This is a genomic window from Paraburkholderia sp. RL17-383-BIF-A (genome assembly GCF_046028015.1).
Classification (GTDB): domain Bacteria; phylum Pseudomonadota; class Gammaproteobacteria; order Burkholderiales; family Burkholderiaceae; genus Paraburkholderia.
On sequence record NZ_JARESR010000017.1, the window covers coordinates 88,199 to 102,116 of the forward strand.

The following is a 13,918-nucleotide window of genomic DNA, read 5'->3' on the forward strand; positions in this document are numbered from 1 at the left end:
ATTGGTCCACCTGCATGGTCCACGTGCATGGTCCACCTGCGGCGCCGCGCTCAACCGGCCGGCTGATGCGCCGCCGGAGCGGGGGCAGCGCCGGCCGGCGCCTGCGTATTGCTCGCCGACACGTGCGGTGCGGCAGGCATGCAGTCCGCACGATACTCGGTTTGCAGCCTTTGTTCAGCTTGTTCCAGGTCGCTCGGGTAGTTGTCGTCATCGTCGCTGGGTTGGTAGCCGACCGCTTCGAGTTCGCCGAGCTCGCGCATCAATTGCTTGTGCGTCACTTCGCCTTTCAATTGTTTGAACGGGTAGTCGTTGCATTGCTGCGGTGTGAGATGCGGCGCCGCCATGGCCGATGCGCTGCCGATCAGAAGAAGGGCGCTGAGCAGGGTTTTCGTTGCGAGTTTCATTTCCGATTTATCCACGAGAAGGTTTCATTTGTCCCGCGAGGAGGAGTTGCGGGCTGACATCAGGCTAGTGGAAGCGGCCTACCGGCAAAGCGTCGGGAAAATGAAACTTGTTTTATCGTCGCGTGGTTTTCCGGACTTTCACGGCCTCGCGGTGAACTTAAATTTTTCTTCATGAAGCGGATATCCATCCGCTAACCCCGCTCGCGTAGCCTGCATGCAGGCATTTGGGCGATGCGCCGGCATGCGTCGGCCGCACTCCCGTGCTCAGAACGCGCAAGCCGAATATGGCATCATGTCCTTCTACTGATAACCTGTCGCGCCGGCCGCTTGCATCGTTTGAGCTGGCTGCGGCGCATGCAATGATCATGTCGCGAGTATTGACGATCGAAGACGATGAAATTACCGCGAATGAAATTGTCGGTGAACTGAAAAGCCGTGGCTTCACCGTGGACTGGGTGGCCAACGGCCGGGACGGCATGGCCCGCGCGATTAGCGAAGACTACGACGTGATCACGCTCGATCGCATGCTGCCCGGCGTGGATGGTCTGACGATACTGACCACCATGCGCAGCATCGGCATCCAGACGCCGGTGCTGATGTTAAGCGCGCTCGGCGACGTGGACGAGCGGGTGCGCGGGTTGCGCGCCGGCGGCGACGATTATCTGACCAAGCCTTTCGACCCCGAAGAGATGACCGCGCGGCTCGAAGTGTTGCTGCGCCGCAGTCAGACTTCGACTGCTCAACTCGAAACTCAATTGAGAGTCGGGCCGCTCGAACTCGACCTGATTTCGCGCAAGGTGCAGCGCGACGGCGAGGAAATCGCCCTGTTGCCCACCGAATACCGCGTGCTCGAATTCATGATGCGCCATGCGGGGCAGACCATCACGCGCACCATGTTGTTCGAAGCGGTATGGGGCTATCACTTCGATCCGGGCACCAATCTGATCGACGTGCACATGGGGCGCCTGCGCAAGAAAATCGACCCGCCCGGCGTGACGCCGATGATCCAGACCGTGCGGGGCTCGGGCTATATCCTCGCATGAGCACACTTTGATGGACACTTCCTTCCCGGCTCAGTCCGCGCTCGGGCGGCGCTGGCACTCCACCACCTTTCGCCTGCTTTCCGTCTACGCAGTCATCTTTTCGTTTTCCGTGATGCTGTTGCTGGGCTTCATCGGCTGGGCCGTGACCGGCGACATGGAGCGCGAGACCGATGTGGTGATGGATTGGCAACTGATCTACTTCGATTCGCTGCCTGATTCGGACCTCGCGGATGCGATTCACCGGCGCATCGAACATGAGCGCATGCACACCAATTACTACGGTCTGTTTGCCGCTGACGGCCGTCTGCTGGCCGGCGACGTGCTCGCGTATCCGGCCGCGTTGCCCACTAACCGGAGCGGCAAAACGCTCGATCTGACGCTTGCGCTGGGGCGCAACGATCAGGCGCCGGTGGTGCGCGCCATGGCCGAGCGGCGTAAGGACGGCTCGACGCTCGTGATAGCGCGCGACCTCACGCACATTCTGCGGATTCGCGAGACCATCATCAATGCGCTGGTGGGCGGCGGCGTATTCTGTCTGCTCGCCGGCGTGGCCGGCGGCCTCGCGATGAGCGTGCGGCAGATGCGCCGGCTGAAAGCGATCCGGCGCGTCACGCAGCGCATCGCGCAGGGTGATCTCGCGCAGCGTCTGCCGATCGGCGGACGTGACGAAGTGGATATGCTTGCGCATCTGGTGAATCATATGCTTGCCGAAGTCGAGCGTCTGATGAACGAAGTGAAGGGTGCGTGCGACGGCATCGCGCATGATCTGCGCACACCGCTCGCGCATGTGCGAACCCTCCTTGCGCACGCGGCGGAGCGCACGGAAACGCTCGACGATGCCGCGCTCGCGAAACTGGTGGATCGCGCGCGCACTGAAACGGACGCGCTGCTCGACCGGTTTCGCGCCATGCTGCGCATCTCCGAGATCGGCACATTGCAGCGGCGCGGCGGGTTTGGCGAGACGCAACTCGAGACGCTGATCACCGAGGTCGGCGAACTTTACGAGCCGCTTGCCGAGAGTCGTTCGATCCGGCTTTCTGTCCATGTCCAGCCGGTGGATTCGATTTTCGGCGACCGCGCGTTGCTCTTTGAAGCATTGAGCAATCTGGTGGACAACGCCATCAAGTTCACGCCCGAGGGCGGCCTCGTGCGTATGGAACTGCGGCAGACGGCAGCCGGGCCGCGGGTGGATATCGTCGACAACGGTCCAGGCATTGCCGCCGGCGAGCGCGATGCGGTGCTGCAGCGTTTCTATCGCGGCGAGAGCACGCGGCATCTGGCCGGCTCCGGACTGGGGCTGAGCATCGTCTCCGCGGTGATGCGGGTGCACGACTTCACCATGAAGATCGGCAATGCGCAACCAGGCACCCGGATATCCATCGAATGCTGGTCGAGCACGTTGGCGTGAGTCCTGTTTCTTCTTCTCGTTCCTGAAGGGTAGTGAATGCGTGTTCTCTTCGTGGGTCCTGCTCATCCGGAAGCTGCGTGGCTTTTCAAGGCGCTTCAGGAGAGCGCGCACAGTTTGCAGCGTGCCGATGATCTGCGCGATGGGGTCTTTCTCGCGACTCAGGAACCCTTCGACACGATCGTTTTGATGGTGCTGGAAGTTGGTTTTTATCCCACCCTGCTGCAGTTCATTGGGGAGTTTGCCGCGGCGCGCAGTGGCGCGGCGATCGTCGCCGTGCTGGGAGCGGCTACCGCCCAGGATCGCACCAAGGTCTTGCGCGCCGGCGCGGATGCCTGTTTCTGTCAACCTTATTCATTCATTGAAATGCATGAGCGGTTGCAGGCTTTGCAGCGTATTGGCGTGGCACGGGTGGCGTTTGGCGGTTCTGGTCCCACTTCGTTTTCTCCTGTTCTGAATGCTGCCGATGAACCTTCTCTCGACGCGGCTACGCGGGAGCTTGTTTTTGGGGGGCGGAGGGTCGCTGTTACTCGTAGGGAGTTTCTGCTGCTCGAGTGTCTGATCAGGCAGGTGAATGCGCCCGTGGCACGGGATCAGCTTATTCGGTATGCCTGGCCGGAGAAGGAGGATGTCGATCCTTCGAGTGTCAATCTTGTCGTTTCCCGATTGAGGAGAAAACTTTTGGGTGATTTGCCCGAGGTCAGGATTGAGACGGTCAGTCGGTTTGGGTATCAGGTTTCGGTTTGACGCCGGTGACAGGTTGGTCTCTTTTTCACTCATTCCTTCCGTTTTCTCCGATCCGCCATTACGGCCTGAGTCAATGATCTGTTCATGAAAATCCAACGCATTAATTGAAAGTCTGTCTTGCAGGCGTGGTGCTTTCTGATCCCGATATATTCGTGGCGTGGTCGCATACATCGTAGTGTGATCGCTTTTGTCAGGCATCCTCAATTAAAAATGAAAGGTGATTCATGAATCAGAAGATGAAGCTGGTGCGTCTGGTCGGGGCACTGTTTTGCGTCGGCATCGCATCCTCCGCGCATGCGCAGAGCAGCGTTTCTCTCTACGGAATTCTCGATACGGGTATCGACTTTGCCAGCAACGTCAATGGCAACCGTCTCTACCAAATGGCCAGTGGTGTCAGCGCCGGCAGCCGTTGGGGGCTCAGAGGCAAGGAGGATCTCGGGGGTGGCCTGTCCGCCATTTTCGATCTTGAGAGTGGTTTCAATTCGACCAATGGCAGCCTCGGCAGCGGACTCGCTTTCTCGCGTAATGCCTACGTGGGAATCGCCAGTCAGACGGCCGGCACTATCACCCTCGGGCGGCAGTGGGATCCGATCGTCGATCTGATCGAACCGTTCTCGCTCAACGATAGCTATGGCGGCTGGTATTTCTCCCACCCCAACGACATGGATAACCTCGATAACGGCTTCGCGATCAGCAACGCCGTGAAGTACACGAGTCCCACTATCGGCGGCTTCACCGGCGAAGCGCTCTATTCGTTCGGCGGTCAGGCGGGGCAGTTCTCGAATAATGCGGCTTATAGCGCGGCGGCCTCGTACACGAACGGGCCGTTCTCCATTGGCGCGGGCTATCTGCGCGTGAACGATCCCGAGGAGTCGATCCAGAGTTATCAGAACGGCTCGGGATTTACCAATGCGGTGTACGGCAACTATCTGGCCAATGCGCGCAGTCAGGGCATCTTTGCCGCGGGTGCTTCGTATCAACTCGGCAAGTTCAAGGTAATGGGTAACTTCACCAACGTCGATTTTCAGCAGGGCGACGCGGGTCAGGATGTCAAATTCCAGAACTACGAATTCGCCGGCACTTTCGCGGCGACCAGTCAGCTCAATCTCGCAGCGGGCTATACCTACACGGATGGCAGGAATCACGCGACCGGTCAGGAGCCGAAGTATCAGCAGCTCAATCTGAGCGCGGAATACGAGTTGTCCAAACGCACCGCCGTGTATGCATTGGCCGCCCTGCAAAAGGCGAGCGGCGGCGCAGTGGCGCAAATTGCAGGCTTCGATCCGTCGTCTGACGGCAAGCAGGTGGTCGGCCGGGTTGGCGTGCGGCACTCGTTCTAGGGCTGAAGCTGTTGGCAGAAAGAGCGCGCTAGCCGTAAGGTTAGCGCGCTCTTTTTTCAGGAACCGAAATAGATGTTGCAAAAACTGGGTGGCCCGACGCAGTTGTCGGCAGTGCTAGAAGGTGCCGTCGCGCAACCGGATAACAGCAGTCCGGCGGCAACTGCGGCGGCGGCGAAACGGGCGGATCGTTTAATCGCGGTGCGAAAATTCATCGATATCGTTGGCGAGAAATTTGATCGTGCACTACAGGTATCTCAGTGCGCGTAAATCGTCGAATTCAGATACGCGAGTTGTCCGTCTTTCTCCGCGTGCACCATTTCCCGGTAGACCTGAGCACGCGTCTTTTCACCGGTGGGCTGGCCATAAGGTGGAACCCACGAGCCGGCGGCGTTGACCGCCGCGGTGCTATTCGCGGCCACTTGCATAGAGGGCGCGGCGGACTGCTGGTTTGCCGCAGTAGTCGATTGAGCGAAGGCTGAAGCCGTTGCGGTGGCACCGATGAAAGCGATGGCGAGTGTCAGGGTTTTCATGTCGTAATCCTCACAAATCAGATTGGGTGAGACCGATGCGCGAACCTGGGTGCGCTCGCGAATCGGTTGATGAGAAGGATAGACAACCGGGTTTAGCGGATCGGCGGTGTGTGCATGAAAAGATATTTATCCGTTGAAGCGTCTGTTAGCCGATGAATGGGTTGCCCGCAGTACGCATGTCATGAAGATAAAAAACGTTTCATTGAGCGACCGGTTTTGATCACGGGTGTGTCATTGCGGCTATCTACATTGCGGCTACCCGCACGGTGTGCGGGGTCGGTCTGGCGATGCGCGGACCGGCGCCTTCTCTTACCCGGAATCAGACATGAACAAAGCACTGGCAACCACTCTCGTCGCGCTGGCCGGCACCTTCTGCGCGGCAGCGCACGCGCAAAGCAGCGTGACACTCTACGGCACGCTCGATACGGGGCTCGACTACATCAGCAACCAGAAGGCGGGCACCGGCGGAAAAAGCAACTGGATGATGGAAAGCGGCAACGTAAGTACCGATCGTTGGGGGCTGCGCGGTAACGAGGATCTGGGCGGCGGACTGAGTGCAATCTTCGATCTCGAGAACGGATTCAATATCGACAGTGGCAAGTTCTCCAACGGCGGGGATGAATTCGGCCGGCAGGCGTGGGTCGGTATCGCGAGTACGCAGTGGGGTAGCGTGACAATGGGCCGGCAATACGACTTTCTGGTGGATTTCGTCGCACCGCTGTCCGCGACTGGTTCGGGTTTCGGCGGCAACATTGCAGATCACCCATTCGATAACGATAACCTCAACAACGATCTGCGCATGAACAATTCGGTGAAGTTGCGCAGCGCAACCTATGACGGCGTTACGTTGGGCGGCGCCTACGCGTTCAGTAACGCGGCGGGCGGCTTCAGCAACAACAACGCCTATAGTCTTGGTGCGCAATGGACGGGCGGCCCGTTCAATCTGGCCGTGGCCTATCTGCAGGCCAATCAGCCGGGCGGTGTCAATCAGCCCACTAATACGGGCGGCGCGCTGAGCAGCAGCGACGGCGACGCGACCTTGACCGGCGCGCGTCAACGCATTCTGGGGGCGGCGGGGCGGTACACGTTCGGCGCCGCGACGGTCGGCCTCGTCTTCACGCGCACAATGCTCGACGACCCGCACCAGATCACGCAAGGCGGTGCCTATTCCACGCTCAACGGCGATCTGCTGACCTTCAATAACTACGAACTGAACGCGCGCTATGCAGTCACCCCAGCGTTTATGCTCGGTGGTTCTTATACATTGACCGATGGGCATTTCAGTGACGCCGGCAAGAGTGTCTCTCCTAGATGGAATCAGTTCATGCTGCAGGCGGACTACGCGCTGTCGCGCCGCACCGATCTGTATCTGGAGGGCGTGTATCAACGCGTCTCGGGCGCGGACGGAATCGCAGTGCTAGCCAATGCCTCGATTTATTCATTGGCGGCTTCTTCGAATGATCGCCAGGCCGTGGTCGCGGTCGGAATGCGGCACAGGTTCTGAGCGTAGCGCGGGGATTGCCCGCTCGACGGAAACGCAAGATTCGCCGGCAACGAGCCGGCGACTTCTTCATGCGCTGTTGTTAGTGTCAACTCGTGGCGTCGGCAACGCTTACCGTGGCAGCCTGCACTCGCGCTTGCGTTGCCCGATTGTCATGCGGGCTGCTGGCGCCCTCGGCCGACCAGCCGCCGCCCAATGCTTCGATCAGCCGCACGGAAGCCTGCAAACGCCGCGTATCAAGGTTCAGCGCGGCGATCTGCGTGTTGAGTTCGGTGGTCTGCGCGGTCACCACGTCCAGATAGCTGACGACACCGTCCCGATAGCGCGACATTGAAAGCGTCAAGGTGCGTTGCGCGGCGATGAGCGCCGCGTTCTGTTGCGTGGCTTCGTCGCCGAGATGGTGCAGTTGCGCGAGGCTGTCTTCGACTTGCTGGAAAGCGAGCAGCACGGTGGCCTTGTACTTCGCGCCATTCTCCGCGAGCCTGGCGCGAGCCTGCTCGGTCATCGCGGCCCGGCGGCCACCGTCGAACAGCGTGAACACGAGGCTCGGCCCGACCGACCAGATTTCGTTTGGCGCCATGAGCCAGGGCGAGAGCGTGTCGCTCTGATAGCCGCCGTCGAGGCCGAGCGAAATATCCGGGAAAAACGCGGCTTTGGCGACGCCGATCTGCGCGTTCGCCTGGGCAACGCGTCGTTCGGCCGCGGCGATGTCGGGCCGCCGTTGCAGAAGCGCCGCCGGCACGCCGGTCGGAATGGACGGCAGGTAAGCCGAACCGGCCGCGGCGCCGAGCGTGAAGTTCGGTGCGGGTGCGCCGGTCAGGCTCGCGATGGCGTGTTCGTAGAGCGCGCGCCGCGCGGCGATGTCGTCGGCGGAAGCGCGCGCCGTGTCGAGTTGTGTCTGCGCGCGCGACACGTCGAGGTCCGACGCGATGCCGCCGGCGTGCCGGCTTAGCGTGAGCTTGAGAGCACGCTGATAAGTGTCGATCGTATCGCCGAGCAGTTGCTGTTGGGCGTCGAGTCCTCGCAAGTTGAAATAGGCACTCGCGAGGTTCGCCTGCAGGCTGAGGCGCACAGATTCAAGATCGGCCTCGCTGGCTTGCATCGCTGCGCGTCCGGCGGCAACTTCATTGCGAATCTTTCCCCACAGGTCGAGGTCGTAGGCGATGCCGACATCGACGGTATTGGCGCCGTACGCGGAAGGTTGTCCCGCGCCACGCAGCGGCCGGTTATCCGACTGGCGCTGACGTTCGACGGACGCTTCGGCGCCGATCGTCGGGAACAAACCCGACCGGGCTTGCGCGAGGTAGGCCGTGGCTTCGTCGTGGCGCGCCATGGCCGCAGCCACGTCCGGATTGGCGGCCGCCACCTGTTTTTCGAGGTGGTCGAGCACGGGGTCCCGATACACGCTCCACCATGCATTGCGCGGCACGCGGTCGGCGGGTCGAGCGAGTTGCCAGGGGCCGCTTTCCTTGAACGTCGCCGGGATGCTGGTCGCCGGCGTGTGATAGGTCGGCGCGAACGAGCAGCCGCTTAGCATCGCCGCGGCCGCCAGTGCCATGCATAGACGGCGTTTATCCATGGGTGCTCTCCGTCGCGCGCCGGCCCGCCAGGGCAGTGTCGCTCGTGCCGCTCGTGCCGCTTGCGGTGCTCTGCAGGCGCACTTCATCACCCGACGCGATGGAGTCGGGCGGATTGTCGATCACGCGATCAGTGGCATTCAAACCCGATGCGATCTCCACATGCGTGCCGAGATCGGTCGCGATCGATACGGGTTTGAGTAGGGCGCGATTGTCCTTGCCGACGACGGCGACCTGCAAACCGTTCTGTCGGAAGATCAACGAACTCGCCGGAATCGACAACGCGTGCGCATTGGCCGGCAAGGCGAAGTGCACCTCGGTGTACTCGCCGGGGATCAGGACGCCGTCGTGATTGTCGACCGCGAGCTGGACGAGCAGGGTGCCCGAAGAGGGCGTGATGGCGTCGTCCGTGTCGACGAGCTTCGCATCGAATTTCGCGCCCGGACGCTCAGGAACGGTCAGCGTGGCGTTCATGCCGGGCTGGATGGCGGCCGCTTCATCTTGCGGCACACTCACGTAGACGCGCAGCCGGCGTGCGTCGGACACCGAGAACAGCTCGGGCCCATTGCCGCCGCCCGCATTGATGAGCGCGCCGATGTCTGTCGTGCGGGCGGTGACGATTCCGTCGAACGGCGCCGTAATACGCTTGAAGGATTCGAGCGCTTCGAGGCGCCGCACGTTGGCCTCGTTGGCGGCGACGGTCGCCTGTTTGGCGACGAGATCGCTGGTCTTTTCGTCCGCTTCCTGCTGCGAGACGGAGTCCTGCTGCAACATCTGCGTCCAGCGGCGCGCGGTGGACGCCGCGAGTTTTTCGTTGGCCACCGAGTTCTGCAAGTCGGCACGCGCCTGCTGCAATTGCTGATCGAGATCGGGTGTATCGATGTCGGCAAGCAACTGACCGGCTCTGACATGCGTGCCGATGTCCGCGTACCACGCATGCAGATAGCCCGACACGCGCGCATAGATCGGCGCGTTGACGAAGGCGGACAGGCGGCCTGGCAGTACCAGCGTCGGTGCGGCCAGATCGTGCTTCGGGGTATAGGCCACCACGGTGGGCACGGCTTGCTGGGCCGACCAGTGGTCAGTTCCTGCTTCGCATGCACACGGCTGGCAATGCCGCTTGCCACGACGCCCGCCGCTGCCAGCAGCGCGACGATACCGGCGAGCTTCAGGTGACGCAGCCGTTTCGGCGAATTGATCTCGATCTCAGTGGACATGATGCACTCCGGGTTCGGAAGAAGAGGGGTCTGGAGAGGGGCGGTGAACCGCGGCGTCGCGCCGGTGCACGATGCTGAAAACGACGGGTACGAACAGCAGCGTGGCGAACGTTGCGCAAAGCAGGCCGCCGATCACGGCGCGGCCGAGCGGCGCGTTCTGTTCGCCGCCATCGCCGAGACCGAGCGCCATGGGCGCCATGCCGATGATCATCGCCAGCGCGGTCATCAGGACCGGGCGAAAGCGCGTGAAGCCCGCTTCCATGGCCGCGACGAGGGCATTGCCGTTAATGGCCAGCCGCTCACGCGCGAAGCTCACGACCAGAATGCTGTTGGCGGTCGCCACGCCCATGCAGAGAATCGCGCCGGTCAACGCAGGCACCGAGAGCGGCGTGTGCGTGGCGAACAACATCCACACAATGCCGGCCAGAGCCGCCGGCAATGCGGTGACGATCACGAACGCGTCGCTCCATGAATGGAAGTTCACGACGATCAGCAGATAGATCAGCACAATCGCGCCGACCAGACCTAGCGACAGACCGAGGAACGCGCTATTCATCGTCTGGACCTGGCCGCGCAGCGTGACGATGGAACCCTTGGGCACGTCGTTCGCGGTCGAGCGCAGAATGTGCTGGATCTTCGCCGCCACGGCGCCGAGATCCTGACCTTGCGTTGTCGCGAACACGTCGTAGAGCGGTTCGATGTCGTAGTGCGAGACCACCGCATTGCCCACCCCGCGTGTAATCGTCGCAATGCCGCCGAGAATCTGCGCCTGGCCGCTCTTGCCCGTGACGGGCAGATTGTTCAGATTCGATAGAGACGTCATGCGATATTGCGGCGTCTGCGCGACGATCGGGTATGACACACCGTTCTTCGGATTGAGCCAGTACGTCGGCGATACCTGACTCGTGCCGGACAGGCTCGCCACCACGGAGTTGGTGACATCCTGTTCGGTGATGCCGAGCTGATCGGCGCGCGAACGATCCACTGAGACGGTGAATTGCGGATATGTCGACGCCTGTTGCATACGGGTATCGGCAATGCCGGGAATCATGCGCATGCGGCGCAGCACTTCGCTGGCGTACTGGTGATTGGCGGCCTGGTTCGGGCCCGCAACCTGCAGATCGATTGGCGCGGGTGCGCCGAAATTCAGAATCTGGCTGACGATATCGGCCGGCAGAAATGCAAACGTCGTGCCCGGGAACTGGCGTGGCAAGGTTTCACGCAACGCGCGCACGAAGTCCGCGGTGGGGCGATGATTTTCGTTCAGCGAAATCAGAATGTCGCCGTCTTGCGGGCCGATCGTGCCGCTATTGTTATAGGTCAGGTTGATGCCGCTGTTCGGCAAGCCGATGTTGTCGATGATGCTGCGCAACTGGTCTGGTGGAATGGCGCGGCGCACCGCGTTTTCGATCAGATCGAATTGCGCCGCGGTATCTTCGATCCGCGTGCCGACCGGCGCCCGCACGTGAATGGCGATTTCGCCGGAGTCGATGTCCGGGAAGAAATTGCGGCCGAGCCACGGAGCGAGCAGGAACGACGCTCCGACCACGATCAGAAAGCCCGTCACGAAGCGCTTGCGATGGGTGAGTGCGAGGCCGAGCACGATCCGATAAACGCCGCGCACGCGTTCGAAGCGATGTTCGAAGCCGCGCTGGAAGCGCACCAGCGGATTTCGCGAGGGCGCCGCGTGGGCATCGCCGCCATGCGGGGCCATCGTCGCGGCCAGTTCGCCGGAAGCGTGGCCGCCCGACGCATGCGCGCGCAGCAGGTATTGCGCCATCATCGGCACGAAGGTGCGCGAAAGGATGAAGGACGCGATCATGGCGAAGATCACGGCCTCGGCCATCGGCACGAACAGGAAGCGCGCAATGCCATCGAGCAGCAGCATCGGCACGAACACGATGCAGATGCACAGCAGCGACACGAACGCGGGCGCGACGATCTGCGCGGCGCCGTCGAGAATCGCGCTCTTGACGTCCTTGCCTTGCTCCAGATGCCAATTGATGTTTTCGATCGTAACGGTGGCATCGTCGACCAGAATGCCGACGGCCAATGCAAGGCCGCCCAGCGTCATGACATTGAGCGTCTCGCCCATTGCCGCGAGTCCGGCAATCGCCGCCAGCACGGCAAGCGGGATCGATGCCGCGATGATCAGCGTGGAGCGCCAACTTCCGAGAAACAGCAGGATCATCAGCGAGGTGAGCGCGGCGGCGATCACGCCCTCGCGCGCCACACCGCTCACGGCGCCTTTCACGAAGGTCGATTGATCGCCCATCGTGACGAGTTTGAGTCCCGCTGGCAACGTGGCCTCGATACGCGGCAGTTGTGCCTTCACGCCGGAGATGATGTCCAGCGTGGAAGCGGAACCGTTCTTGAGGATGCTCATCAGGACCGCGCGGTGTCCGTCCACGCGCACCACGTTGCCTTGTGGCGGATAGCCGTCGCGCACGTGCGCCACGTCGCGGATATAGATCGTGGCGCCGTCCACCGTCTTGATCGGCAGCGCGTTCAGTTCGTCGAGCGCGAGCGGACTGTTGTTCAGTTTGATGTTGTATTCGAAGCGGCCGATCTTCTCGGTGCCCGCCGGAATGATCTGATTCTGCTGCGCGAGTGCGGTGGCAACGTCGTTTGCCGAAAGTTTCTTCGCCTGCAAGGCCTGCGGATCCAGATCGATCTGCACTTCACGCGTCTTGCCGCCGTACGGCGTCGGAATCGCCACGCCCGGTACGCTCAGCAATTGCGGGCGAATAAAATTGGTCGCGTAGTCGGCGAGTTTCTGTTCGTCGAGCGTATTGCTGGTCAGCGCCAGTTGCAGCACCGGCACGGTGGAAGCGTTGTAGTTCAGGATCTGTGGCGGCGTGGTGCCGGGCGGCATTTGCTTGAGCACGGTCTGCGAGACGGAAGTCACCTGCGCGGTGGCGGTGCGGATATCCACGGTCGGCTGGAAGAATATCTTCACGATGCCGTAGCCGCGAAACGACTGCGACTCGATATGGGCGATGTCGTTGACGGTGGTGCCGAGCGTGCGTTCGTAATAGGTGACGATGCGCCCGGACATGTCGTCCGGTTGCAGGCCGGCGTAATTCCAAACCACGCTGATCACGGGAATGCGGATGTCGGGAAAGATATCCGTCGGCGTGCGCAACGCGGCAAGCGGGCCGATCAACAGGATCAGCATCGCGAGCACGATGAACGTGTAGGGCCGGGTCAACGCTAACCGGACTATTTTCAACATCGAAGGCTGCTCCGTTCAGAGGCGCGATTGAATCTGCGCGGGAGTGTGGCAAGAGGACTCGCGCCGTTGGCGCGCTCCGGTAACGGCATTCTGGGGAGCGAGGCCTAACAGGCGCGGGCTAAACAGATGAAACTAGTTTTAGGAAGCGGCGTTTGACCGGCGATTGCCTCGATAGGCCTGCGCAAACGGCATTAGCGCTGCATGCAGCGCTAATGCCTGTCTGTGAAAACGGGAATGTGTCGGTCAGCCGAACAGATAACCTGAGCCGCGAATCGTGCGAATCAACGGACGCTCGCCGGGCATTTCGACTTTCTTGCGCAAACGCCCCACGTGCACGTCGATCAGGTTGGTGCCCGGGTCGAAGCGGCAACCCCATACGGCTTCGAAAATCATCGTGCGGGTGAGCACCTGGCCGGTGTGGCGCATCATGAATTCGAGTACACGGAATTCAGTGGGTTGCAGATCGAGTTCGCGCTGGCGGTGGGTGACTTTGCGGCGTACCAGGTCCAGCTCCAGCGCGCCGTTGCGCAGCATGGTTTCAGCTTTCGCATGACGTGGGCGCCGCCGCAACAGCACCTCGACGCGCGCGAACATTTCCTCGGGCGAGAAGGGCTTGGTCAGATAGTCGTCGCCGCCGGCTCGCAGGCCCTGTATGCGCTGATCGACATCGGACATCGCGCTCATCACCAGCACGGGCGTTTCCATGCCCACGCCGCGCATGGTCGCGACGATCGTCAAGCCGTCGAGATCGGGCAGCATGCGATCGAGCGTCACGACGTCGTAGTCGCCTGCCATTGCTTTGGCCATGCCTTCCCGGCCCGTGCGCGCCACATCGACGGAAAAGCCGCTCGCGCTGAGCGTGCGAACGATGTCGTGAGCGATCAATTCGTCGTCTTCAATCGTCAATATTCTCGGCATG

The 13,918-nt window shown here is 61.6% G+C and carries 11 protein-coding genes and 1 pseudogene; 6 read left to right on the forward strand and 6 right to left on the reverse strand.

The features are described from left to right. Positions 1-50 precede the first annotated feature (50 nt). Positions 51-404, reverse strand: coding sequence for a DUF4148 domain-containing protein (locus P0D71_RS20300; RefSeq protein WP_408186133.1), 354 nt, complete (start codon positions 402-404; stop codon positions 51-53). Positions 405-769: 365 nt separating this feature from the next. On the opposite strand from P0D71_RS20300, the gene P0D71_RS20305 reads away from it, so the two are divergent. The 5 genes from P0D71_RS20305 (at position 770) to P0D71_RS20325 (ending at position 5,206) form a co-directional block, all read left to right on the forward strand. Beyond that, the gene (locus P0D71_RS20305; RefSeq protein ID WP_091800641.1) at positions 770-1,447 is read left to right on the forward strand and encodes a response regulator transcription factor; all 678 of its coding nucleotides are present in this window, start codon (positions 770-772) and stop codon (positions 1,445-1,447) included. 10 nt (positions 1,448-1,457) lie between these two features. After that, on the forward strand, positions 1,458-2,855 hold the full coding sequence (locus tag P0D71_RS20310) for a HAMP domain-containing sensor histidine kinase (protein WP_408296796.1): 1,398 nt from the start codon (positions 1,458-1,460) through the stop codon (positions 2,853-2,855). Positions 2,856-2,891: 36 nt separating this feature from the next. Next, positions 2,892-3,599 (forward strand): response regulator transcription factor, encoded by a 708-nt coding sequence (locus P0D71_RS20315; protein ID WP_091795291.1) that lies wholly within the window; start codon positions 2,892-2,894, stop codon positions 3,597-3,599. Between the two features lie 224 nt (positions 3,600-3,823). After that, positions 3,824-4,939: a porin gene (locus P0D71_RS20320; RefSeq protein WP_091795288.1), complete on the forward strand. Its 1,116-nt coding sequence runs from the start codon at positions 3,824-3,826 to the stop codon at positions 4,937-4,939. A gap of 72 nt (positions 4,940-5,011) precedes the next feature. Then, positions 5,012-5,206 carry a hypothetical protein gene (locus P0D71_RS20325; protein WP_408296801.1) on the forward strand — a complete coding sequence of 65 codons (195 nt, stop codon included), beginning with the start codon at positions 5,012-5,014 and terminating at the stop codon, positions 5,204-5,206. Here the strand turns inward: P0D71_RS20325 and P0D71_RS20330 are convergent. Further along, positions 5,194-5,469, reverse strand: a complete 276-nt coding sequence (locus P0D71_RS20330) for a DUF4148 domain-containing protein (protein WP_408481765.1) — start codon at positions 5,467-5,469, stop codon at positions 5,194-5,196. The genes P0D71_RS20325 and P0D71_RS20330 overlap by 13 nt on opposite strands. Before the next feature lie 325 nt (positions 5,470-5,794). Here P0D71_RS20330 and P0D71_RS20335 point away from each other — a divergent pair, with 325 nt between their 5' ends. Next, positions 5,795-6,973: a porin gene (locus tag P0D71_RS20335; RefSeq protein ID WP_408342976.1), complete on the forward strand. Its 1,179-nt coding sequence runs from the start codon at positions 5,795-5,797 to the stop codon at positions 6,971-6,973. 85 nt (positions 6,974-7,058) lie between these two features. Here the strand turns inward: P0D71_RS20335 and P0D71_RS20340 are convergent, their stop codons facing one another. The 4 genes and pseudogenes from P0D71_RS20340 to P0D71_RS20355 form a co-directional block, all read right to left on the reverse strand. After that, positions 7,059-8,549, reverse strand: a complete 1,491-nt coding sequence (locus tag P0D71_RS20340; RefSeq protein WP_408481768.1) for an efflux transporter outer membrane subunit — start codon at positions 8,547-8,549, stop codon at positions 7,059-7,061. Beyond that, a pseudogene (locus P0D71_RS20345) lies at positions 8,542-9,764 on the reverse strand (efflux RND transporter periplasmic adaptor subunit). The gene P0D71_RS20340 and the pseudogene P0D71_RS20345 overlap by 8 nt, the downstream one beginning before the upstream one ends. Continuing rightward, positions 9,754-12,999, reverse strand: a complete 3,246-nt coding sequence (locus P0D71_RS20350) for an efflux RND transporter permease subunit (protein WP_091795275.1) — start codon at positions 12,997-12,999, stop codon at positions 9,754-9,756. Before P0D71_RS20350 ends, P0D71_RS20345 begins: the two are co-directional and overlap by 11 nt. Before the next feature lie 243 nt (positions 13,000-13,242). After that, on the reverse strand, positions 13,243-13,917 hold the full coding sequence (locus P0D71_RS20355; protein WP_091795272.1) for a response regulator transcription factor: 675 nt from the start codon (positions 13,915-13,917) through the stop codon (positions 13,243-13,245). Position 13,918: the final 1 nt, after the last annotated feature.

Bases quoted from the DNA above. Each gene is read 5' to 3' on its own strand.
- P0D71_RS20300 (WP_408186133.1), bottom strand. From the start codon at position 404: ATGAAACTCGCAACGAAAACCCTGCTCAGCGCCCTTCTTCTGATCGGC.
- P0D71_RS20305 (WP_091800641.1), top strand. From the start codon at position 770: ATGTCGCGAGTATTGACGATCGAAGACGATGAAATTACCGCGAATGAA.
- P0D71_RS20310 (WP_408296796.1), top strand. From the start codon at position 1,458: ATGGACACTTCCTTCCCGGCTCAGTCCGCGCTCGGGCGGCGCTGGCAC.
- P0D71_RS20315 (WP_091795291.1), top strand. From the start codon at position 2,892: ATGCGTGTTCTCTTCGTGGGTCCTGCTCATCCGGAAGCTGCGTGGCTT.
- P0D71_RS20320 (WP_091795288.1), top strand. From the start codon at position 3,824: ATGAATCAGAAGATGAAGCTGGTGCGTCTGGTCGGGGCACTGTTTTGC.
- P0D71_RS20325 (WP_408296801.1), top strand. From the start codon at position 5,012: ATGTTGCAAAAACTGGGTGGCCCGACGCAGTTGTCGGCAGTGCTAGAA.
- P0D71_RS20330 (WP_408481765.1), bottom strand. From the start codon at position 5,469: ATGAAAACCCTGACACTCGCCATCGCTTTCATCGGTGCCACCGCAACG.
- P0D71_RS20335 (WP_408342976.1), top strand. From the start codon at position 5,795: ATGAACAAAGCACTGGCAACCACTCTCGTCGCGCTGGCCGGCACCTTC.
- P0D71_RS20340 (WP_408481768.1), bottom strand. From the start codon at position 8,549: ATGGATAAACGCCGTCTATGCATGGCACTGGCGGCCGCGGCGATGCTA.
- P0D71_RS20350 (WP_091795275.1), bottom strand. From the start codon at position 12,999: ATGTTGAAAATAGTCCGGTTAGCGTTGACCCGGCCCTACACGTTCATC.
- P0D71_RS20355 (WP_091795272.1), bottom strand. From the start codon at position 13,917: ATGCCGAGAATATTGACGATTGAAGACGACGAATTGATCGCTCACGAC.